Source organism: Collimonas pratensis (assembly GCF_001584185.1).
GTDB classification, from domain to species: domain Bacteria; phylum Pseudomonadota; class Gammaproteobacteria; order Burkholderiales; family Burkholderiaceae_D; genus Collimonas; species Collimonas pratensis.
This window is the reverse complement of the sequence record NZ_CP013234.1, coordinates 2666203-2688489: the sequence shown is the minus strand read 5'-3', so window position 1 is coordinate 2688489 and position 22287 is coordinate 2666203. Positions and strand designations below refer to the sequence as shown.

15 protein-coding genes are annotated in these 22287 nt (G+C 58.7%); 2 read left to right on the top strand and 13 right to left on the bottom strand.

The window, feature by feature from the left end; genetic code table 11:
* Positions 1-28: 28 nt before the first annotated feature.
* The 12 genes from CPter91_RS12185 to CPter91_RS12130 form a co-directional block, all read right to left on the bottom strand.
* The gene (locus CPter91_RS12185; RefSeq protein ID WP_082792800.1) at positions 29-1147 is read right to left on the bottom strand and encodes an aromatic ring-hydroxylating oxygenase subunit alpha; all 1119 of its coding nucleotides are present in this window, start codon (positions 1145-1147) and stop codon (positions 29-31) included.
* A gap of 3 nt (positions 1148-1150) precedes the next feature.
* Positions 1151-2737, bottom strand: a complete 1587-nt coding sequence (locus CPter91_RS12180; protein WP_061940542.1) for a GH3 family acyl-acid amido synthetase — start codon at positions 2735-2737, stop codon at positions 1151-1153.
* A complete protein-coding gene (locus CPter91_RS12175; RefSeq protein ID WP_061940540.1) occupies positions 2737-3675 on the bottom strand; it encodes a fatty acid desaturase family protein in 939 nt (312 codons plus the stop codon). The genes CPter91_RS12180 and CPter91_RS12175 overlap by 1 nt, the downstream gene beginning before the upstream one ends.
* Positions 3676-3773: 98 nt before the next feature.
* Positions 3774-4823: a hypothetical protein gene (locus CPter91_RS12170; protein ID WP_236906016.1), complete on the bottom strand. Its 1050-nt coding sequence runs from the start codon at positions 4821-4823 to the stop codon at positions 3774-3776.
* A gap of 71 nt (positions 4824-4894) precedes the next feature.
* Positions 4895-5569 (bottom strand): hypothetical protein, encoded by a 675-nt coding sequence (locus CPter91_RS12165; protein WP_236906015.1) that lies wholly within the window; start codon positions 5567-5569, stop codon positions 4895-4897.
* 157 nt (positions 5570-5726) lie between these two features.
* A complete protein-coding gene (locus CPter91_RS12160) occupies positions 5727-5990 on the bottom strand; it encodes a PAAR domain-containing protein (protein ID WP_061940534.1) in 264 nt (87 codons plus the stop codon).
* 20 nt (positions 5991-6010) lie between these two features.
* A complete protein-coding gene (locus tag CPter91_RS12155; protein ID WP_061940532.1) occupies positions 6011-7393 on the bottom strand; it encodes a T6SS immunity protein Tli4 family protein in 1383 nt (460 codons plus the stop codon).
* Entirely contained in the window at positions 7315-9174 is a 1860-nt protein-coding gene (locus CPter91_RS12150) for an esterase/lipase family protein (RefSeq protein ID WP_205631681.1), read from the bottom strand. The genes CPter91_RS12155 and CPter91_RS12150 overlap by 79 nt, the downstream gene beginning before the upstream one ends.
* 13 nt (positions 9175-9187) lie before the next feature.
* A complete protein-coding gene (locus CPter91_RS12145) occupies positions 9188-11842 on the bottom strand; it encodes a type VI secretion system Vgr family protein (protein ID WP_150119670.1) in 2655 nt (884 codons plus the stop codon).
* Positions 11843-12107: 265 nt separating this feature from the next.
* Positions 12108-13589 (bottom strand): efflux transporter outer membrane subunit, encoded by a 1482-nt coding sequence (locus tag CPter91_RS12140; protein ID WP_061940528.1) that lies wholly within the window; start codon positions 13587-13589, stop codon positions 12108-12110.
* Complete coding sequence (locus CPter91_RS12135) at positions 13582-15702, bottom strand: ABC transporter permease (RefSeq protein ID WP_061940526.1); 2121 nt, start codon at positions 15700-15702, stop codon at positions 13582-13584. The genes CPter91_RS12140 and CPter91_RS12135 overlap by 8 nt, the downstream gene beginning before the upstream one ends.
* Positions 15699-17198 (bottom strand): efflux RND transporter periplasmic adaptor subunit, encoded by a 1500-nt coding sequence (locus tag CPter91_RS12130; RefSeq protein WP_205631680.1) that lies wholly within the window; start codon positions 17196-17198, stop codon positions 15699-15701. The genes CPter91_RS12135 and CPter91_RS12130 overlap by 4 nt, the downstream gene beginning before the upstream one ends.
* A gap of 557 nt (positions 17199-17755) precedes the next feature.
* On the opposite strand from CPter91_RS12130, the gene CPter91_RS12125 reads away from it, so the two are divergent.
* Positions 17756-19378, top strand: a complete 1623-nt coding sequence (locus CPter91_RS12125) for a phospholipase C (protein ID WP_061940522.1) — start codon at positions 17756-17758, stop codon at positions 19376-19378.
* Between the two features lie 129 nt (positions 19379-19507).
* The gene (locus tag CPter91_RS12120) at positions 19508-20935 is read left to right on the top strand and encodes a cytochrome-c peroxidase (RefSeq protein WP_061940520.1); all 1428 of its coding nucleotides are present in this window, start codon (positions 19508-19510) and stop codon (positions 20933-20935) included.
* A 29-nt stretch (positions 20936-20964) separates the two neighbouring features.
* Here the strand turns inward: CPter91_RS12120 and CPter91_RS12115 are convergent, their stop codons facing one another.
* Positions 20965-22263 (bottom strand): MFS transporter, encoded by a 1299-nt coding sequence (locus CPter91_RS12115; protein ID WP_061946160.1) that lies wholly within the window; start codon positions 22261-22263, stop codon positions 20965-20967.
* Between the last annotated feature and the right edge of the window lie 24 nt (positions 22264-22287).

The following is a 22287-nucleotide window of genomic DNA, read 5'->3' as shown; positions in this document are numbered from 1 at the left end:
GGATTTTCCAGTGTCGGCTTTGAGTAACCTAAAGCTCAAAGCGCATCGGCTTCACGCCCTGCCGCGCCTCCGGCACTGTCTCGCCGCGCCTGACTGCAGCCAGCAGGCGTTCGATGCCCACGTGAACGATATCGGCGCGGACGTTGTGTGGCTCGAACCCAGCCGCGTTATCCAGACCCTGCTGGTGCGCCCGCATGATCCGCACGTCCTGCTGAATCACAATGTGCGTGTAGAGATGGAGCAATGGCTTTAGCGCCCACAGCACCCAGCCTGGCAGCGGGAAGCGATAGGCAATGTAGGTATAGACGCGCGAGCGCCGCGCATCTATAGGTGTGATCTGGCTAACGATAAGGAAACTCGACAGATCGCCCCACGAGTAGTCGCAACGCGTAACATTGGGCGCGAAAAAACAGTCGGTATGGACCAGCGACTCGCGCTTCGGATTGGTGAGCCAGTCCAGCATGCCAATCTTGTCCTGACTGTCGTGATAGGTGACCTCGACACTTTCCGCTTTCAGCGCCACTATCGCTTCCATAGCGCTACCGCGACTCGAGCGGAAGATGCCATCGTGCACGAACACGGTATGTGGCACATCCATGAAATTTTGCGCCAACATACTGATATCGCCGTCGAAGGTGTTCACCATGAAATAAGACTGCCACGGCTTTTCCGCATAGAACGGCATGCGGAAGGGCGGCCGAGAGGCGACGCCGTTGCCGCGGTAGACCCAGATCAACCCATCTTGTTGACGCAGTTGCAACTGACGTTGACGGAATTGATGACCGCTCGACGCGGCCCCAGGCTGGCAGCCGTCAATGGTGGGAATATGCACCACCTGGCCCTGAGCATCGTAACGCCAGCCGTGATACGGACAAACCAGACAATCGTCGGCGATCTTGCCAACAGACAATCGTGTGCCACGGTGCACGCATTGGTCAACGAGCGCCACGGCCATGCCGCTACGCAGGCGAAACAACACAATACCGAGGCCGAGTATCTTCACCCCGAGCGGCTTGTCTCGCCCCAGTTCCCCTTCAGTGCAGGCGACGAACCATTGTTCAAGCAGGCCATCAACGGGTGTTTCATCATCGCCGGCAACAGCGTGGCAAGCGCTGGCGCAGTCCGGTTGCAAATCTGGGATCGACATGAATCAAGTATCCGTAAGAGCGAGTAGTGCATTCGCGGTGGTCAGCCGATTGATGAGCACACGAGGCTTCACATCCCCCGCGCGGATGCCGCTTTGTTCCGCTGCCTGTTGAAGCGCGTCAGCAAGCTTAGCTGAAGATCCCGTCAGCACGCGAATGCGGAGCGGCCCCAGTTGCTCAAGCCGGCGCGCGTGCGCATAATGGAAGGAGCCTTCCAGAGCACGCTCAACGGCGCAGCGCAATTCTTCCGAATTGCAATGCTCACCGCTCGCCACCAGCAGTACATAGTGTGGTCTCACGGCCGTCACACATGGTACCAGGCACGCACTGTCGCTGCTGGCAAGGATGGAGGAAAGTATGCTGGCCACGCTGTCTTCGTCTAGCTTTTCACCGACCAAATCGCTGGTCACGCCGCTCCGTCCGACGAATTCGATACGAGGCGTACAGTTCGACATCGCGGCAACACGCACGCGGTCTCCAAGCGCATAGCGGTACAGTCCACCGCCCGTCGTCAGGATGATTTGGGCGCTGTCGCCTGGTCTCAGGGAGGCAGCGTCGTGCACACTGCCGTCGTCGAACAGGAATTCCAGGAAGTGGCTTTCGATGGCGAGCGGACAGCCAGCGCCTGTGCCGTATGGCAGACTGACTACCCCCTCCGTTGCAAACAGCCCCTTCGGCAACCAGAGTGCATGCGGGAATCGGGCCTGTAGCTGGGTCGCAAAATTCCGACTTGGTCCATCCATCCAGCAGCTCACCGCAGCAAGCCGTGGCCATAGCGCGTCGCACATGCCCGTTGTCAGCGTCTGCCGTAACGCGCTCTTGCGCGATGGCGGCAGCGCAGCATCGAGTAACGCCAGTATCCCAACATGAGCGGGATCGCCAACATCGAACAATGGGCGCAATAAACTTGTCAGGAAAGTCGGGCTCCAGACACTGATGAGGCTCAAATCCTCCGCCGCAACCAGAGCCAGCAGCGTCTGCGCACGCCATGCAGATGCTTCCTGCGCGAAGGGCGGAATGATTAGCGTCGCCGCCAATCCGGCAAGCAAGCTGCCGCCGAGGTAGTCGAGGTCACTCTCCGAGCCGATCGGAATGCCGTTGAGTGCATTGACACTTGGTTGCATAGGGGGTGACATCGACCAATAGGCGCGCCCGGCAGCAATCGCAGGCAAGCACCGGTACAAGTCGGCAAGCCAGATCGTTAGTGCGACTTGGATTTCGTCAAGAAACGTTTGTGTGTAAGGAATCAGCTTCTGCTGTGCACTGTTGCCACTGGTGCGCTCGAAAAATCGAGGGGACTGGGCAGTCAATACTGGCTGTGTTTCGCGCTGGGCGCGTTCGATCCACGGCAACAGGTCGGCATACGTATGAATCGGCACGCGCTCGCGAAATTGCACGGGGTCTGATATTCTGGCAAAACCATGAGCACGTCCGAAAGCTGACTCACTATTATCAGCAAGCAATTTCATTAGCCGGCGCTGCTGGGCCACTGCTGGCTCTTCGAGCGCACCCTGCCAAGTATCAAGCATCGGCTGGGCGGCTACGGCAAATGCCCGCCATGCGGCACGAATGCCATTTTGATCCACATCCATCAGAAATAGGTTTTGTCGAGTTGCGTTAGGTCGTCCGGCAGACGTTGTGGCGGCAGGAAGACCTGTAATAAGCCAAACCAAAGCGGACGCGTTTCGATGGCGCTCGACGTCTCATGCAACTGCTGCCAGCGTAATCTTGGTCGTCGATGGTGCGTCAGGTTGTAGTTGAAGTTCAGGAAAGCCCAGCGCACAAGAATCGGGGCGCGCATGTTGTAGGTGCCTTCAACCGGATCGAGCGGCGTACGCATGTGATACACCCATTGCAACGACGACCAGGAAAACGCAAAGGCAATGTAGGCGATGAATATGGTCAGCAGCTTCCAGTCGAGGATCCAGCCTGCCAGCAACCACATGGCGATGCTGGCCAAGACTTCAAGGCGGATACGATGGAAGTCTTGCGTCGAGAAATCCTTGAACGCAACGGCATAAGTGTTATCGCTGCCACGCTTCGACAAGTTGATCGCAATGCCAGCCGGCAGCAACGCTAACACAATGCTTCCGACGAGGCTGCCGAGCCAGATACCGCCGAGAATTGCTACATAATACTCAATCCGCTTACGCAGCAAGGACTCGCCGGGACCTGCGAAGTCGGCCCGTTCGGCGCGCGCGCGATTGCGTACATGGTGGCCGAGATGATTGATATGAATCAAAGTGGCCGAGCTTCCGAACATGGTTGAAGCCCACCACATTATCAAATAGTTCAACCTCGCTCGCCGATGTCCGGAGCCATGAAAGGTTTCATGCATCATCGAAAATACACCTTGCATGACGAGACAGAACGGAATCAGGATCAACCATTTCAGCGACAACCCATCGCTCTTCGACAGCCACGTCAGAACTCCGGCCCAGACAGCGCTTTGCAATGCCAACACAAGCAGATTGGACAAATCGAAACGGCGCGATTGCGTGCTGCCGGTTTGTGCATTTAGGGTTGGCATAGAGAAGAAAAAACATTTGAGATGCGTTCAGAATACATCAGATTTCTCAATTCGGGCTTCGTGATCGGTCATCCATTACTGATCTAGGCCTGACGGTGTCAGACCAGATATATCTCGAAGCCGGGTATCCGCGTGGCTGCTTGACGGTTAATCGCGGGCGCGGCGCCGGTAACTGACAGTGTATATAGATCCATCTGCAAGCACGTCAGGCGATAGCGAGCCATGGCAGACCAGAGCGGATCGTTGTCGTACAGGCATAGCTGCATCAATGCGTAACGGTGGCGCACAGCGGCCCAGGCGGCGTCAAGCAGAGCGACAAACACGGCTGGATCCCGTTGCTTGACCTGTAGATGCGTCAGATAAATATCCTGCAATGCTTCACCCGGTGCAGCGATCCGAGGGCGGTCGAACATCGGTGCCATGGCGTTGAACGCCAGGCGCAAGGCCTGGACGGATGGTCGCAATCGTTCCAGCACGATCCGCTTGATACGTCCTGCGTCCCATGGAGCAACGCAGCCGCACAGATTATCGCCAGCATCCAATGCCAGTAAAAAATTTTCGATGCCAAAATCCGGCCAGGTCTGCAGCCGGCGCGAAAACTCTGCCTCGGAGAATACACAGCCGAAAGGCTGGCCAGCCGATTCAGTATCCAGAAAATTGCGCAGCGCATCGGCATGATGCGCTTGCGCCTGCACGATCCGAACTGTATTAGTGGCCGACGGCGCATCGCACCATCCCCTCTTACCATACACTGACACGTTGCTATAACCATGCCAATGCGACAGCGCAAGACATCCCGCCCTGCGCGCGCCGAGCAGCGACTGGACGGCGAGCCGGTTGTCGCGAATCATGCAGCAGTAGGCGTGCTCGACCCCGGCTTCGCGCCCCAGGTCGACCAGCCGATTGCGCCCTTCGTCCATCCAGACACGTGACAGGTAGCGGTCCGGCGTAAGACGCAGATCGCCAAGATAGGCGACCTGTTGAATCCGGTTCATCAAATATCCATCGCGCACTATCAGGCTAGCAATGCCCTTGATGTCACCATCTTCGTTCTCTGCGAGCCAGGTCCGTTGATCGGCGGCATGGCAGCGATGCAACGCAAAATAGTCTGGCGTGCGATCGAAGCGCAGCGGCAGCGCCCCCTTCATCGCGTGCTGAGCCTGAAAGTCGAGAATGCGCGAATTGTCTGTAGACAGTGCTCGTCGGATTTGCATTGTACTTAGGAACTGTGGAACAAGCGGCGTGCCATTGGCCGCAGGTTGGCCACAGACAGCTCGCACAAGCAGACAAGTTCGTCACCGCGTGCATAGTACGGATTTCGGGTCAGAAAATATGCAACATCTGGCAGACGTCGGTGCATATCAGACACTTCTGCCAGTGTCGAAGTAAGCCGGCCTTGAGGTTGCTCGAACGATAGAATTCCAGTACGGGTGTCATAGATCTCACCGAAACGCTGGGTCGCTAGATGTTCCATCAGGGCCTGCATGAGTGGCGTCGTGGTGGTGTCGTAGCGTGGGGAAAAGTCATGCGCGAATGCGCGCAGGTAGCGATAAGTGCGGTGTCCCTTGCATATCAAGAACCAGTATAGCGGCAGGTCAGGTGCTTGCCGATATATCTCGCCCGAAAGACGAATCCAGGAAAATGCTAGCTGTTGACTACCCCAGTGTGCGCGATCGACAATCGTGTCGCCCGAAAAAATCACGCGCAGTGGTTCATTGTGCCAAGACGTGACGTAGAGCTTGAGAGTCGAAAATCCCTGAATGACGCCATCACCGTCGTAGAGAATGATGCAGTGTGTCTTGTCGGCGAGATCCTGATCGAAAAGATCACGACGGGCATCGTAATATGCGGCGTCGTAAAGCACGAACATCCGGTCGACGTCATTCGTGCTCAAGGTAGATGTTTCAACGGGTATAGCACGAAGGTGCATATTTGATTTCTGTGCGACTAAAAATAGTTTTATATCAGGAGTTGGAGTCAATACCTCCGAGTGCTTGAACTGATCCTTTTGCTTGCCAGTCTTAAGTAGTCGCGCTCGGTCGTCGACGAGGCTAAAATTTACCAAAATTCGACAAGCTGGAAATCAGGCTCGCGCCGCAGCTTGTTTTATGTCCGTCGAACGCCACCGCCAGTCCGCCGACAATAAAATTCGGATCGCCCTCGACAATGACGCAAACGGTATGCCCCTGGATAGGACACATGCAGGTATCGCCAACGCGGGCCACCGCTATCCCTTCGACGATAAACGGCGCACTGGCCGAGACGACCTTGCCGCCATGGTCCGTTGCATCACCGAGCCTGATTACGTTTGGCATGTGGGCTCCATCTGTGCTAGTTAGCCGGGCGTCGATTCGCCAGGGAGCGAGGTCCCAGGTGTGTCGTCGGCATCAGTTTTAATAGTAGCGGGAATAGGTGCTGCCGCTATTTGCTCATAGGCGACCAGGGACCACACAGTGTTTAGTGAATGACTAGGCCGCTGACCGCGCAATGTTTGCCACATATTGGCATCGCCAAGAAGCACCGCAGCTGGCATCGCTTCACCGGACTTGAAGAAACGTCGCCGGCCGCCGTCAATATTCCCGGTTTCGATGCATTGCCACCATCCGGTCTGCGGGCAGACCGCGCCGGTAGCGACAACCTCACCCAGCGGCGCTTGCGGCGACGACGGTGTAGGGTCTGCGCTACTGACTTTGGCTGGGCCGGTTGGACGCAGTCGTATCGAATTGACGACGCTGTCGAATAATTTGGTAGCTTCGTCATCGCTCAAGGTGGGACGCCGAGGGTGTCCGTTTAGTGGGGTGCCACTTTCGTATTCAAGTACGATATCAGGCAACAAGACTTTGTCTTTTGTCCCGCTTGCTTCCCATCTAAACGAATGCTGCTTAATTCCTTCGTCCGTCGGCAATAGCTCCAGAATTTCTTCGCCTTTACGGTCACCTACATCATGCGTTCCTCGTCGCAGTGTTTTCAACTGCCCTGCAACAGATGCGTACACTGCAGGCAGTGGATGACCATCGACTCGCTGCAGCAACGTTTTCTCACCAGCTTTGCTTACGGTTACCGTACTGACGGTAATGACCAAATCCGGCCAGCGCGGGAAGTGAAAACTAATGCTCGCATTCTCATATTGGGTCTGAGCAGCATTATCGGCAATGAACCCATCTTTTATACAAAATCCAGGCTCTGACGGGATTTCGTCTGGTTGACGATTCCGTAGGCGAGGAAGTAAATCGTTTTTAAGGCGGTTGGAGACTTCGTTGCGGAACACGGTCTCGTCGAAATTTTTCTGCTTCAGAGAAAACAGGCGATCATGGTCTAACTTGTACGCCTCAAAACCATAGTCTTTGTCACCATAAACATTTTCAAAGGTCACCAGTACTTTCCCGCTCAAGCCTACAGAATATGCTTCTTTCAACGACCTGCTTTTATCTGGATTAACGGCCTTGAGCGTTGCCTCACGCTTTTCCATTTGGGCCGCAAAAGCTTTTGGATCGATCTGAGTCTTCTCAGATTCAATTCGTCCGTATATAAATTCGTTACTTTGACCGTTGATTTCGGCGTCTTTCGGCACATCAACCAAGAAACGGCCTACACAGTAGGTTTTTGTCTCACTCATCATGGGGTCCTTGGCGTAAGCGGTCACGAGGCCGAAGCCGGCGAGGATTGTGAATCCGATTCTGGCGAGTCGCTGGCAGGAGCCGCGGCGGGAGCTGGACATGTTTCTCCTTTATTCTGTGGCAAATCTTTGGCTGGGATTGCACCTTGAATGATTTTACCAAGGCAATACAGCACATTTTCAATTACATCGTCACTTTTGTAGCTGGCAGCATGGTCGAAACCCTTCATTTTGAAAACGTGCGTCGCCTCTTCGCCGACCAAAGCCGCTGAAAGATACGGAACCGTTGCGTCGCCGGCATTTGGATCGTCGTCATTTTGCGGCTTCACTTTATTTTCTAGTTTAAAGGTGATGCCGTCGTTCTCACTACCTACTGCCGCTTTTCCAGTTTTGTTCCACTCTCTCGAGGTCAAGCCTGTCAATCCTTCCCTGACATCGCTCGGTATATCAGCTGAAGTGACCCAATGCACGCTGCCAAACGAGTCTTGCTTGGCATCCGCGCCGTAATGCGCGTACGTATTGGGATGGCAATGCAGTTCAACGGTGTCATGAAAATTTTCTGCGTCCTTCAGTGCCGTGCGATGCATTTTGATCGGCGTTATTTTTCGGTCTTTTGCGACGTCAGCTGGATCAATCAAAGTCTCATCGATCATACCCCACCACACTTCTTGTGCCGTCCTAGCATAAATTTCACTATATGGATTGGATATCGGGAGAGAGAAAAGCGGATGACGGTCCTTCTGCATCGATTTAGCAAATACGTCACTAGGGTCAGGTGTTTGTGGCGATTCACCCGTGCTGTCCCCTTGTCTCTCCATGCGAAGCCATTTCGACGGATAATGTTTTGTTGGCAATAGTTCCATCGGTCCGGAAGAGTTAGCCATGACGCAGGTAATGTCTGCAGCATCCCAGCCGATAATCGTTGACAACGCGGCACCTTCAATATCAAACATGCCACCGACCTCAGTACCAGCGCGAAATCTGCGATAAACGACGGGCGCGCCTCCCACGGGTTGCACACTGTTCACGACACCAAGAATCTGACCTTCTATCAATTGGGAGGCTCTACGGGTTACCATCCCACCCATCGAATGGGTGAGCACGATGACCTTGCCTTCCGGGATGAAATATTTCGTACTGCTATACCAATCGAGAGCCTCCTTGATTCGCTTCACCAGGAGCTGTGCAGATTTTTCGTTACTTTCCAGCCAGTTGTAGCCACAAGCCCACACCGGATAGTAATAATCGTTCATGCGCGTGAACTCATCATCGGTGAGAGGAGACGCATCTCCTTTAATTGGGTTCCAGACCTTGAGAATGTCTTCCTCTTTACCGGACTTGCCCTTCTTGAGAGTTTTGGCTAAATCCCACACTTTCATTGGTGTCGGATTTTCCACGCCAGGATTGATATAGAGGTCGTTAAGCGAGCGCTCCAGTTCGGTCAATATTTTGCCGTAGCTATCCCAATGTATCTCTCCCCAACCTCGACGCCTGGCTTCTTCTTCGGTGAGTGTATCAATACCTTTTGGGATTGATATTTTCCCGCTTGCGTCAACTTTCGTTGTCTCAGGGATCATTTGCATTTGCCGGTCTTTGGGCTGTTGCCGGATGCGCCGACGCACCTCACCAAGACCGGCTAGTGTTCCATTAGGAGGACGCCACGCGGGAGCATTTGGTGTTTTCGCATTTTCGTTCCCGCATAGATTTGTTCCCATGACCCCGGGTACAAAAATCACTGGAATTACATGGCGTGGCGGTACAACAGCCAGGGATCTACTCTTAAAGCTTTTAGGACTACAGACCGTGGCATAGGTAGGCTCACCATTTTGATCAAACTGAAGTGTCAATCGACGTGTCGCTTCCGGGAGAACAGGTTCACTCATGTTTTTCAAGCCTTCAAGGTTTCAAATGCACGGTCAACGCTTTGATAACGCTATCGGTGACGGTATTTTGCGTTGCGCCATTCGCGGTCGATTTTCCTTGATCCAACACCGAGCCAGCTGTATCACGAACTTCATATGGCAAGTTTTCCGTTCCTTTTCCGCTGCGCCCGGCAAACGCAATCCGCTCGTCGGTAGCCAGCGTCGAATGCGGCATATTGGGCAGATCAGTATTGCCGCCGCCGCTGCCGCCAAAGTTGAACGACGGCGCTTTGACGTCAACCGGCGCGGACGACGACATCGTGATCTTGCCGTTGCCGATGACGATTTCCGCGCCATCGGTGCGCAGCACAATCTGTGGCGCCTCCAGCAACAGCGACTCAAGCGAATAGACATGCATGCGCTTGGCCGCGCCCAGCTCCATTTCGTTTGCCTGTGCCTGGGCCTGGATCTTACCGGTCGCGGCAATTAATTGCGCATCTTGCTGCGGCACGAACATCGACAAACCTTGTCCGGCGCGGACCTGCACCTTACGACCGGTGGTCAGGTTAGCGTCCTGGACTGCGATCATGTCCAGGTTGGTGCCGGCGGCCGTCACGACCGAATTGGGACTGGACACGGCAACGCCGGCCGGCGCCGTCACGGCGATGGCGGCAGCACCGCCCGCTTTGTCGGCATCCCAGCTTTTGATCTGGTCGGCCAATTTTTGCGCCGGCGCGGTATCGGTCGTGCCTGCTTCATGGGTGTTGGCAAGTTCTGCCAACTGCTTGGCGATTGCCAGCGCGGTTTCCAGCTGGCCAATGAGCTCCTGGCGGTCCAGCACCTGGCCGCCGGCATTAGGCCGGGGGTCAGCGGTAATCAGCAGTCCCTGGGCGGCTCTGATGGCGCCCGCCAAATCTGTGCGTGCTTCAAATCCTTCCCCCCGCTTGTCGGAGCTGCCGTCAGTACGGGGATGACCGATCCAGCCCTGGTTCAGCTGGGTCGCGCCTAGCTCAGACGACAATTTTGTTTTGGTTTGTCCGGTACTATCGTCGAACAGGAGTTCCCCGAACCCCGCGCCTTTGACTTCCTTTGATCGGATGCCGTACAAGGCTGAGTTACCCGGCAATGATCCCTTGCCGGAAAATCGGGTGGGCGTCCTGCTGGCGTTATTGATATTCGCCATGAACACAGGTTTATCCGGATCATTTTGCAGGAAGAAAACAATTCCCTCACTGCCCACGCGCGGCCAGAAGGTGGCGCCGAAACCAGCGTCGGCCCAAGGCGAAGCGACCCTTAGGCGTGCTGAATCGCTGGCCGTATCCGAGGCGCCGGTCTTGGCGTGTTCTTCCGGCAGGGTAAACAAAAACCTTACGGCTATGCGTCCCTGGTCGTCCACATCAATTTCTTTATCTCCGCTGCCAGTGACGCGCACGCTGATCGGTCCGACATTCGGCACGCAAGCGGGATCGTAGGTCGCGACGATAGGAACATTGGCGCGGACGCATTCAAAGCGGTTGCTGTAAATCGGGCCTTCCACGTCCAGATGCAGCGCATTGCGCACCGTCGAGTCCAGCAGCAGGTTGTTGCGAGCGGACAGCTCGATGCGCGTCAGCACGAAGCGCCGCTCATCCTGGGGATGGGTATCAATCTCGGGATGACCGGTCAGCGAAAACACCGTGGCAATACTGCCGCTGAGAGCACGATTAACGCCTTCACCGCAGAAATGCTTGCCACGGTACTCGTGGGCCTGCATCTGCTTGCGTGTGACACGCTCAAGCTCTTCCTGACTATCTGCCGCATGCGGTGAAGCATAGTGATAATTGGTGAGGCCGGCGGCCATTGCATTGCCGGCCTTGCCCTGATTAATTGCCGAGGTTTCGGTAGCGCTGCTGTTGCGGGTTGCCTTGTAGTCGTAACTGGCGGCCTGGTACTCGCCAAGGACAAACTGCCGGTGCGCCTCGAAGGCGGTAATGGTGTCCGTTTTTTCGGTCGCATCGGCGCGGTGAAAACGAATGCTGCCGGCGGAATTGTCTTCCCAGTTATTGGGCGTATCGGCTAAGTGCAGCGTATGCACCGGCGCGTCGCCATCGATAGCGTGGCTGAAATACCAGCAGATGCCCTCGCGGCGCCATATGCGGGTCAGGAAGCCGAAATCGCTTTCCCCCGCCTGCATCCTGAATTCGCGCGCGGCATACGTTTCTTTCAGGCCATCGGTACTGAACTGGAACGAGCGCGCCAGCACGCTATTGCGATGGAGATGCTCCGTCAGTATCGTCTCGGTGACGTCGCGGATGGACTGGTTGAGAAAGACCCGCCAGGTGCTGCGGTGGCGCAGGATCGACAGGGCGTCTTCTATATGCAGCTCCAACAGCGTAAAGCCGCCATCGGCGGCCAATTCCGAGGCGCCGGTGATAATCCCGCAAATGTCACGCTGGCCACCCTGGTCGTTTTCTATCGACATGGCAAGCGGCACGCCAATCAGCGATTTCAACGGGACGCCGATATTGGTGGTCAGACAGCGCAAACGATAGTTCATCGCCTCGCATATACCCTCGGAACCGTTGAGTTGATGCGGCAGGAACGCGTCGGCGGAGAAGCCGGCATTGGGGGAAAATTTCACTCGGAGGATGCGGCGCTCCTGGCTGAATTGCAGTAGCGGGTTGGCAATATTGGTGAGCAAAGAAGACACGACCAAACTCCTCGAGGGTACGATTTGAGCTTGGATATTAGCAGATTTCCATTGTCACAATTATCATTATGTTGTTATGCGACAATATTTTACAAAAATCCTACATCGATGGCATGCGCGAAAACCTGCCGCAATCCGGCAAGGTCCTTGGATTCCTTGCCGCAGCGCCAAGCTGTTCCGCAGAGAGAGTAAATCAAATTTAAGTAATAACTTAGGCGTCAGCTTCCGCAAGATATCGACAGCGTAATATCCAGGTGGTGCATTGTCATTGTGCAGTTGCCGGCGGCTGCCGGCCTATCTCTTTGCTGGACTCCCAGCCACCGCCCAGCGCGGCAAACAGCAGCACGCAATTCTGCAATCTTTGTCCCTGCACCCGCACCAGGTTCATGCTGGCCTGGGCGTAGGCATTTTCGGCGCTGAGCAGCAACAGCACGTTCGACTTGCCGGCGCTGTAGCTGGCGCGCTGCAAACGCAGCGATGTGCTGGAAATGGCCATGGCGTTCTGCGCCAGGCGCAGCGATTCGGTGTCGTTGTCGATGGCGCGCAAGGCGTCCGCAACTTGGCCGAATGCGGTCAGCACGGTTTGCTTGTAGGTCGCCAGCTGGGCATCGTAGGCATCTACCGCCGCCCGCTTTTGCGACGCCAGCGCACCGCCCTGGAACAAGGTCCAGTTGCCGCTGGTGGAAGCACTCAGCAAGCGGTTCGCTGTGTTGAACAAGGTATTGACCAAGGTCGACTGATAGCTGTCCGACAGCGACAGCGTCAGGCTCGGATACAGCTGGGCGGCAGCGATACCGATGGCGGCGCTATCGGCATGCAGCAGCGCTTCCGCCGACAGGATGTCGGGCCGCTGGTGCACCAGCTCCGACGGCAGGCTGACCGGCAGCGTGGCCGGCATCTTGAAGCTGTCGAAGTCGAAATCCGGCGTGCGCCACTGCGACGGCGCCTGGCCGACCAGCACCGCCAGCGCATGCCGCGCCACGCTGATCTGCTGGCGCAGGGCCGGCAGCTGGGTGCGGTCGTTCTCCAGCTGTGATTGCGCGGTCAGCACGTCGGTCTGGGCCGCCGTGCCGATGCGGAACGATTTTTGCACCAGTTCCAGGTTCTTTTCATCGTTCTTGATCAGGTTTTCGGTGGTCGCCAGCAGTTTTTGCGAGGTCGCCAGGGTGATCGCTTGCGTCACGGCGGAACTGGTCAGCGTCAGGTAAGCTGCAGCTAGCTGGTAATGCTGGTTTTCGGCATTGGCCTTGGCTTGCTCGACGGTACGGGCGGTTTGCCCGGCGATATCGAAGGTGTAGCTGATCTGCGGCCCCAGCGAAAACTGATTGGTAGCGTTGCTGGCAGGCCGGTAGCTATACTGGTTGCCGCCATTGCCGGAGATGCTGCGGCCGGCGGAAGCGCCGACGCTCAGCACCGGGAACCAGGTGGAGCGGGCTTGCACGATGCCCTCCTGCGCTTGCGCCAAGGTAGCGCGCGCGGCCGCCAGGGTCTGGTTGGCGGCGACTACCTGGTCGAGCACGGCCGGCAGCGCCGGCGCCTGCAGCAGCTCCCACCATTGCGCCGGCAGGCTCTGGCCGGCGCCGATCACGGCCAGCGAAGTGCCACCGCTGCCGGCTGCCGGCGCCGGCTCGCTATCGTCGCGATCGTAATTACTGAAGGCGGGCGCCGCCGGGCGTACAAAATCAGGCCCGGCGGTGCAGCCCGCCAACAGTCCGGCCGCGGTAATCGTGAGAACCAGCTTATTCATAGCGTAATGCGTCGATAGGATTGAGCAGCGAGGCCTTGCGCGCCGGGTAGAAGCCAAAGAACATGCCGATGCCGGCCGAAAAGCAGAAAGCGCCGATGATGACGGTGGTATGCAGCAAGGTCGGCCAGCCGGCCACATGGGCGATAACCTTGGAGGCCACGATGCCGGCCAGCACGCCTGCGCCGCCGCCGATCAGGCTCAGCAAGGTAGCCTCGATCAGGAACTGCAGCAGCACATGGAAGCGGCGCGCGCCGATCGCCATGCGGATGCCGATTTCGCGGGTGCGTTCGGTGACCGACACCAGCAGGATGTTCATGATGCCGATGCCGCCCACCAGCAAGGAGATCGAGGCGATCGCCGCCAGCAGCAATTCCATCACGCGGCTGTTTTCATCGGCCACTTCGGCAATCTCGGTCAAGTCGCGCACACTGAAATCGTCGCTCTGCTCGGGCTTGATGCGATGGCGCCGCTCCAGTGTCTGCGTCACCTGCTGCAAGGCGGTCTTGACCTCGGCGGCGCTGCGCGCCTGGATATACATGGTTTGCACGAAACCTTGCAATTTGGCCTGGATGTTGAACGGGTTCGGCGGCGCCGGATACACGGTGCCGCCCTGGGTCATGGCGGTGGATGGCTGCGCCACGCCCAGCACCCGGACCTGAGAAGTGCGGAACGGGATCAGCGCGACGTCGTCCTGGTCCTGGCCGGAGGCGGAATGGCCCTTGACCGCCAGCACGCCGATCACTTCCATCGGCACATTCTTGACGATCACAGTGGCGCCTATCGGATCCTGTCCTTCGCCAAACAGGTTGTCGACCACGGTCTGGCCCAGGATGCACACGGTGCGCCCTTCGCGTTCATCGATTTCGCTGATCAGGCGTCCCGCCGACAAGCCCCAGTTGCGGATAGTCAGGTAGCTGGGCGTCACGCCCTGGACGCTGGTCGACCAGTTTTCATCGCCATTCTCCAGCTGCGCCGATTGCCGGTTGACGTAGCTGATCACCGCCACTGCCGGATCTTCTTCCAGGATGGCGGCGCCGTCCGCCACCTTCAACGATGAGGCGCTGCCGGAGCCGCCGCGCACGCCGCCGCCGCGCGACGAGCCCGGCAGCACAATCAGCAGATCGGTGCCCAGGCTTTTCAATTGCGCCTGCACCGCCGCCCTGGCGCCCTCGCCCACCGCCAGCATGATGATCAGGGCGCAGACGCCGATGAAAATGCCGAGCATGGTCAGGGCCGAGCGCAGCTTGTTGCGGCCGATGGCGCTAAAGGCCGCGACAAAAGCCATAGCCAGGAAGGACAGCAACTCACCGGCGCCCAATCCTGACGGCCCAGCCAGCGCTGCTGGCGGCCGCAGCGCCGGCCTAGGCGGGGGCAGGACCGACGGCGCTTCCTTGCGGATATCGGAAAGCACCAGGCCGTCGCGCAGCGTGATGATGCGGTCGGCGAAATCCGCCATTTCCTGTTCATGCGTCACCAGGACCACGGTCAGGCCCTGTTCGCGGTTGAGGTCGCGCAAGGTGCCCATGATTTCGTTGGCGGTGGTGGAATCGAGATTACCGGTCGGCTCATCAGCCAGCAAAATGGCGGGCTGGTTGATCAGCGCGCGCGCCAGCGCCACCCGCTGCTGCTGGCCGCCAGATAATTGATTGGGGCGGTTATCCAGCCGTTCGCCGAGTCCCAGCAGGCTCAGCGTTTGCTGTACCCTATGGGCGCCGTCCGCCAGCTGGCCGGAGTAAAACAGCGGCAAGGCCACGTTCTCGGCGGCGGTGGTACGTGGCAGCAGGTTGAAGCTCTGGAACACGAAGCCGATGCGACGGCTGCGGATCTTGGCCAGCGTCTGTTCATCCAGCGCGGCGATATCCACGCCTTCCAGAAGATAGGTGCCGCCGCTGGTCTGGTCGAGGCAGCCGATCAGATTCATCAGGGTCGATTTACCGGATCCGGAAGCGCCCATGATGGCGACAAATTCCCCGCGCTCGATCGCCATGCTGACGCCGCGCAGAGCATGCACCTCTTGCGCCCCCAACTGATAAGTGCGGGTCAGGTTGCGGACGTCGATCACCAGGTCGCGCTGCGGGGGCGCTGCGACGGCGTCACTGAGCGCCGCCTTCATGGCCTGCCCGGCCCGCGCCGGCCAGTGTGGGCGAAGGGCGATTGCACCGGCGTACTCTTGGCTTCAACCGCGCGCACTTCCTTGATGATCACTTTATCGCCTGCCTTGAGATCGCCCTTGACTACTTCAACCAGTTCGCCATCGTCCAGTCCAGTCTGGATACGCACCAGATGCGGTTCGCCGTCGCGCAATACCCAGACCCGGGCACGCTTCCTGGGCGCAGCCTGCACTTGATCGGCGGCCGGCGCTTCGGCATCGTCCCGCTTGTCATCCGTCTTGGCGTCTTTACTCTGTTTTCCGCCCTGGTCCGCATGCGCGTGATCTGTATCGCCATTGCGCTCCCAGCGGCGCTGCCCGCCTTGTTCGCCGCCACGGCCGGCCCATGCTCCTGCGACGTCGCGCCGGATGGCGCCATCCTTGCCGTTGCGGTTGCCGTCGCGCTCGGCACCGCGTTCAGCGCCACGGCTGCCGTCCCTGCCGGCGTCGACGCTGCGCCCGGTCCGCTCGGGGGTGAAGCGCACCGCCGCCAGCGGTATGCGCAAAACGTTTTCACGTGAATCGGTGACGATTTCAGCGTCGGCAGTCATGCCTGGAAACAGCAGCAGCTCGGGATTGTCTACCTCGACCACGACATCGTAGGTGACCACGTTCTGCACCGTGATCGGTCCGCGGCGGATCTGCTTGACCGTGCCTTCAAAGGTCTTGTCCGGGTAGGCTTGCACCGAGAAGCTGACATCCTGGTCGGGCTTGATGCGGCCGACGTCGGCCTCGCTGACGTTGGCGTCGACCTGCATCTTGTTCAAATCTTTGCCGATCAGGAACAGGGTCGGGGTTTGCAGGCTGGAGGCAACGGTCTGGCCTACATCGACGCTGCGCGTCAGCACCGTGCCGGTCACCGGCGAGACGATATCGGTATAGCCAAGGTTGACCTTAGCCGATTTGAGCGAGGCTTCCTGCGCCACGATGGCAGCCTGATCGAGGTCCAGCTGGGCGTTGGCCTGCTTGAAGACATTGCTGTCATTGTCGACGATTTCCTGCGCCACGATGCCGTCCGATAGCAGTTTGCCGTCGCGCTCGAACACTCCCTTGGCGTACACCAGCGCCGCCTGATCCTTGCGCAATTGCGCTTTGCTGCTGTTGAGCTGGGCGGCGTTCTGGTCGACCGCCACCTGGAAAGTGGAAGGATCGATCTTGGCGCAGATCTGCCCGGCCTTGACTTCCGTGTTGTAGTCGCAAGAGAGCGATTTGATGGTGCCCGAGACGTAGGAACCGACCTGCACCGTCACGCGCGGATTGATGGAGCCGGTGACATTGACGGAGCGCTCTATGTCGCCCATGGTTACCCCAGCCGTCACATACTGCGGCCTGGCGCGCATCCCGGCCCACCAGTAATAAGCTGCGCCTGCCGCTGCCAGCAGTACGATCAATCCCAGCCAGAACCCAGCCTTCCCGAGCGGAAAACCTGAGCCGTTCCGGCCCGACAAAATTTTACCCACGCTAGTACCTTTTGCGATTTATTCGATGCCACGTCCCCTGGCCGCCGGTGTCCGGCGACTAATACGCATTAGACATGTCTCATGTAAATCGCTGATTGCAGCGTGGGCTTTTTTGTATCTGGCATGTGCCCAATTGTAATTAAGTATTGCGCTCCGGAATTTGTCTTCAGGCCGTCATATTCGCCACCGGCAAGACACACTATTAACCGTGGCGGAATCCGGCCCGGCATATGATCCGTCTGCCCGCCGATGTGCCGTCTTGTCACATTCCTCCGGAAAGAGTGTAACAATTTGTGACTTAAGAAGTATCGAAACCGGCATTTCAGCCAGACGAGATTTAGCGGTTTGCCTATGCAGCCAACGGCGTCAGCCTTGTCTCACGAGGCCCTTCCGCCTGCGACTATGATTCTTTCTGTTTTTTTTTGCAATTGCACAACGGGCGCGGAAAAGCAAAAGCCGCTGTCCGTGATGGCTTTTGCTGTCACGTAGCTGAAATATAACTGCGCTATCTTCGCTCGCAGTTATGTAGCAATACTTCCAGCACACCAGAGGAAAGCATGAATAAGAATATGATGAAAGCCATCCCGGCGGCCCTGCTGCTTGCCGGCCTGGCAGCCTGCAGCGGCTCCAGCAACAATAGTCTCACCAGCACCCCGATCAGTGCGCAAGATGCCGCGGCAACCGCCACGCCGATCAAGCACGTGGTGGTGATCTTCGGCGAGAACATCTCTTTCGACCATTACTTCGGCACTTATCCGAACGCCACCAACCCAAGTGGCGAACCGGCGTTCACCGCCGCCAGCGGCACGCCGGCCGTGGCCGGACTGACGCCGGCGCTGCTCACCGCCAATCCGAACGCGACTAATACTACTAACGGCACCGGCGCCGCCAACCCGTTCCGCCTGGACCGCGCGCAAGCGCTGACCGCTGACCAGAACCATGGCTATACTGCGGAACAGAACGCCTTCAACGGTGGCGCCATGGATCTGTTCCCGAAAAATACCGGCACCGCCTCCAGTGGCACCGGCACCGGTCCGTTCTACACCAAGGGTCTGGTGATGGGCTACTACGACGGCAACACGGTCACGGCGCTGTGGAACTATGCCCAGCACTTCGCCATGAACGACAATTCCTTCGACACCGTGTTCGGCCCGTCGACGCCTGGCGCGCTGAACCTGATCTCCGGCCAGACCAATGGCGTGACGCAAATCGTCGGCAGCAACAGCTCGGCCTTGATCGCCGACGGCCAGGGCGGCAAGACCATGATCAGCGATATCGATCCGTCTGCCGACACCTGTTCCTCCGCGACCAGCACCGCCACCATGAGCGGCAAGAACATCGGCGACCTGCTGAACGCGAAAAACGTCAGCTGGGGCTGGTTTGAAGGCGGCTTCGACCTCACCGCGGTCAACGCCAACGGCACCACCGGCTGCGCCCGCAGTTCCTATTCGGCGATACTCGGCGGCTATACCACTGACTACATTCCGCATCACCAGCCATTCCAGTACTACGCGTCGACCGCCAATCCGAAACATGTGCGTCCCAGCTCGGTGGCGGCGATCGGCACCAGCAACGACGGCGGCGCCAATCACCAGTATGACACCAACGATTTCTTCAGCGCGGTCACTGCCGGCAATTTCCCTTCCGTCAGCTTCCTCAAGGCCCAAGGCTATCAGGATGGCCACGCCGGCTACTCCAATCCGCTGGATGAACAGGCGTTCGTGACCAAGGTCGTCAACTTCCTGCAGCAGCAGCCTGACTGGGCCAACACCGTCGTGATCATGGCTTACGACGATTCCGATGGCTGGTATGACCATGTTTCCAAGGTCGTCAACGGTTCGACCACCACTGCCGACACCTTGAACGGCGCCAGCACTTGCGGCAGCGGCACGCCGCTCAACGGCATCAACGGCACGCCGGTGCAAGGCCGCTGCGGCTATGGCCCACGCCTTCCTTTGCTGGTGGTCTCGCCATACGCCAAGGCCAACTTTGTCGACCATACACTGACGGACCAGTCTTCGATCCTGCGCTTTGTGGAAGACAACTGGCTCGGCGGCACGCGTATCGGCCAAGGCTCGTTCGATGCAGTAGCTGGTTCGATCCAGAACATGTTCGACTTCACCAGCGGCGGCAAGACGCCTAAGCTGACCCTCGATCCGACCACTGGCCTTTCCAGCTGAGTTACAGCCTGAGCTCGGTTGATTCTCGGTGGATTCTCGCTTGAATCCCCGGCGATACGGTGCATTGGCACCGTATCGCCGGATTATTTTCATAACGGCGCCGCTCTGGCGCCGTTGACCATTGTTCCGATGAAACGCTACTCCACCCTGTTTTTGATAATCGCCACTGTGCTGCTGGCATTGGCTGCCTGCGACCGCGCCGCACCGACAGCATCGGCGGCATCTGTAGCGCCAGCCGCAGCGCCTGTCGTCGCCGCTGTACCTGCCGCTGTGCCTGTCGCAGTACTTGTTTATAGCGCCGCTCCCGCCGCCGGCCACGCGGTAGAGCTGAGCGCGGTCGCCCAGCTTGGCAAGAAAATATTCTTCGACCCTTCCCTGTCCGGCTCCGGCAAGCTGGCCTGCGCTTCCTGCCACAGCCCGGACCACGCCTATGCGCCGCCCAACAACCTGGCGGTGCAGCTCGGCGGCCCCAAGCTGGAACGCCAGGGCTTGCGCGCGGTGCCCTCGCTGCGCTACCTGGAACACACGCCGATCTTCACCATCGGCCCTAACAGCTCGGTGCCGGACAGTGACACCGTTGCCGCAGCGCCTGTCACCGGCGCCGATATCAAGGTCGCCGCGGTGGCCAAGAGCAGCCAGCCGAACGCAGCGCTGCTGGCGGCGGAAGCCAATGTGCCGATGGGCGGGCTGGACTGGGATGGCCGCGCCGATACCTTGCAAAGCCAGGCGCAGGGGCCCTTCCTGGATCCCAATGAAATGGACAACAAGAGCTCGGCCAGTCTGCTGGATAAATTGCGGCATGCACCCTATGCCGATGATTTGCGCAAGCTGTTCGGCGCCAATGTCTTCGACAATTCCGGCCTGGCGCTGAGCGAAGCCTTGTTTGCCCTCGGCCGTTTCCAGATGGAGGATCCCAGTTTTCATCCCTACGATAGCAAGTACGACTACTATCTCGCCGGCCAGGCCAAGCTGAGCGCGCAGGAAAGCCGTGGCCTCAAGCTGTTCGAGGATCCGAAGAAAGGTAATTGCGCCTCCTGCCATATCGACAAGCCTTCGCGCGACGGCATGTTCCCGCCTGCTTTCACCGATTACCAGTTCGAAGCGCTGGCCGGCCCGCGCAATCGGGAGCTGGCGGCCAATCGCGATCCCGCTCATTACGACCTCGGCCTGTGCGGACCGATGCGCGGCGACTACAAGCAGCAAGCATCTTATTGCGGCCTGTTCAAGACGCCGACCCTGCGCAACAGTGCCAGCCGCGGCGCGTTGTTCCACAACGGCGTGTTCAAGAACCTGGAAGATCTGCTGCACTTCTATGTCGAGCGCGAAACCGATCCCGGCAAGTGGTATCCGAAACGCAAGGATGGCAGTATCGAAAAATACGATGACCTGCCGCCGCGCTACAAGAAAAATGTCGACGTGGTGGATGCGCCGTTCGACCGCAAGCAGGGCGAGCAGCCGGCCCTGAATGACGATGAGATCAAGGACATGGTGGTTTTCCTGAAAACCTTGAACGACGGTTATCAGGCTGGTGCCGGGCAGGCTAGCGCTGCCAGATAAAGAGCGACAGCGCAGGTACGGCAACCGGCTTACTTGGTCTCCGCCTCAACCACGGATTGCAGATCGGCGGCGGCCATGCCTTGACCAAAGCTGAACTGCAGCCTTCCGCCAGCCATGCGCACGCGCATCTGGCGGTGCTTCTTGAGATAACGGATGCCGACCCACGCCGCCACGAAGCCGGAAGCGGCGCCAACCGCCAGCGCCCAGCGCGGACCGAAAGTATCCGCCACCCAGCCTACCACCGGCGCCCCCAGCGGCGTGCCGCCCAGGGCCAGCGCCAGCAGGATCGCCATCACCCGCCCGCGCATGGCGGGCTCGGTGGTCAGTTGCACCATGCTGTTGGCGGTGGTGGTGAAGGTCTGTGCAGCGATGCCGATCAGCACCAGCACCAGCGCAAACCAGCCGTAGCTTGGCATCAGCGCCGCCAGCACCAGGCCGCCGCCAAAGACGCCAGCGCCGGCCAGCAAAAAGGCCATGCGTGGCTTCTCGCGACGCGCGGCAAGCAGTGCGCCGGTAACCGATCCCAGCGCCATGATGGACGACAGGAAACCATACTGGTGGGCGCCGGCGTGGAATACGCTGACCGACATGGTTGAAATGAAGATGGGGAAATTCAGTCCGAAAGTGCCAATCAGGAAAAACATCAGCAAGATGGCTATCAGGTCGGGCCGCCCCCATATATAACGGAAACCTGCCACCAGGCTGCCGCGCACGGGCGCAGCACGGGCCCGCAGATGCAGCTCGTCCTGCCGCAGCAGGCAGAGCGAAGCCAGCACCGCGGCAAACGAGACGGCATTCAGCAGGAATACCCAGCCGGCGCCGATCACCGCGATGAGGACGCCGGCAACAGCCGGGCCGATCATGCGTGCAGCGTTGAACGAGGTCGAGTTCAAGGCCACCGCGTTCGACAGTTCGTGCTCCTCCACCAGTTCCGAGACGAAGGTCTGGCGCGCCGGCGCATCGAAGGCGGTGACGCAGCCCAGCAGCAAGGCGAACAGATAGACCTGCCACAGTTGCACCACGCCGGCCACGGTCAGAATCCCCAGCCCCAGCGCCAGTGCGCCCATCGCGGCCTGGGTCACGATCAGCAGCTTGCGGCGGTCGAAATGATCGGCGGCGTAGCCGGTCAGCGGCAGCAGCAGCGCCTGCGGCCCGAACTGCAGCGCCATCACGATGCCGACAGCGGTGGCATTATTGTGGGTGAGCTGGGTCAGGACGATCCAGTCCTGGGCGGTGCGCTGCATCCAGGTGCCGATATTCGACACCAGCGCGCCACCGGCCCACAACCGATAATTGAAGTTGTTGAGCGAGCGGAAAGTGCCGCTCAACATGGCGCCCATCCGTCTGTCAGC

What these genes read in the sequence shown, in the direction of transcription:
- CPter91_RS12185 (WP_082792800.1), bottom strand. Translation starts at nt 1,147, where the DNA reads ATGTCGATCCCAGATTTGCAACCGGACTGCGCCAGCGCTTGCCACGCT.
- CPter91_RS12180 (WP_061940542.1), bottom strand. Translation starts at nt 2,737, where the DNA reads ATGGATGTGGATCAAAATGGCATTCGTGCCGCATGGCGGGCATTTGCC.
- CPter91_RS12175 (WP_061940540.1), bottom strand. Translation starts at nt 3,675, where the DNA reads ATGCCAACCCTAAATGCACAAACCGGCAGCACGCAATCGCGCCGTTTC.
- CPter91_RS12170 (WP_236906016.1), bottom strand. Translation starts at nt 4,823, where the DNA reads ATGAAGGGGGCGCTGCCGCTGCGCTTCGATCGCACGCCAGACTATTTT.
- CPter91_RS12160 (WP_061940534.1), bottom strand. Translation starts at nt 5,990, where the DNA reads ATGCCAAACGTAATCAGGCTCGGTGATGCAACGGACCATGGCGGCAAG.
- CPter91_RS12155 (WP_061940532.1), bottom strand. Translation starts at nt 7,393, where the DNA reads ATGTCCAGCTCCCGCCGCGGCTCCTGCCAGCGACTCGCCAGAATCGGA.
- CPter91_RS12150 (WP_205631681.1), bottom strand. Translation starts at nt 9,174, where the DNA reads ATGAGTGAACCTGTTCTCCCGGAAGCGACACGTCGATTGACACTTCAG.
- CPter91_RS12140 (WP_061940528.1), bottom strand. Translation starts at nt 13,589, where the DNA reads ATGAATAAGCTGGTTCTCACGATTACCGCGGCCGGACTGTTGGCGGGC.
- CPter91_RS12135 (WP_061940526.1), bottom strand. Translation starts at nt 15,702, where the DNA reads ATGAAGGCGGCGCTCAGTGACGCCGTCGCAGCGCCCCCGCAGCGCGAC.
- CPter91_RS12125 (WP_061940522.1), top strand. Translation starts at nt 17,756, where the DNA reads ATGAATAAGAATATGATGAAAGCCATCCCGGCGGCCCTGCTGCTTGCC.
- CPter91_RS12120 (WP_061940520.1), top strand. Translation starts at nt 19,508, where the DNA reads ATGAAACGCTACTCCACCCTGTTTTTGATAATCGCCACTGTGCTGCTG.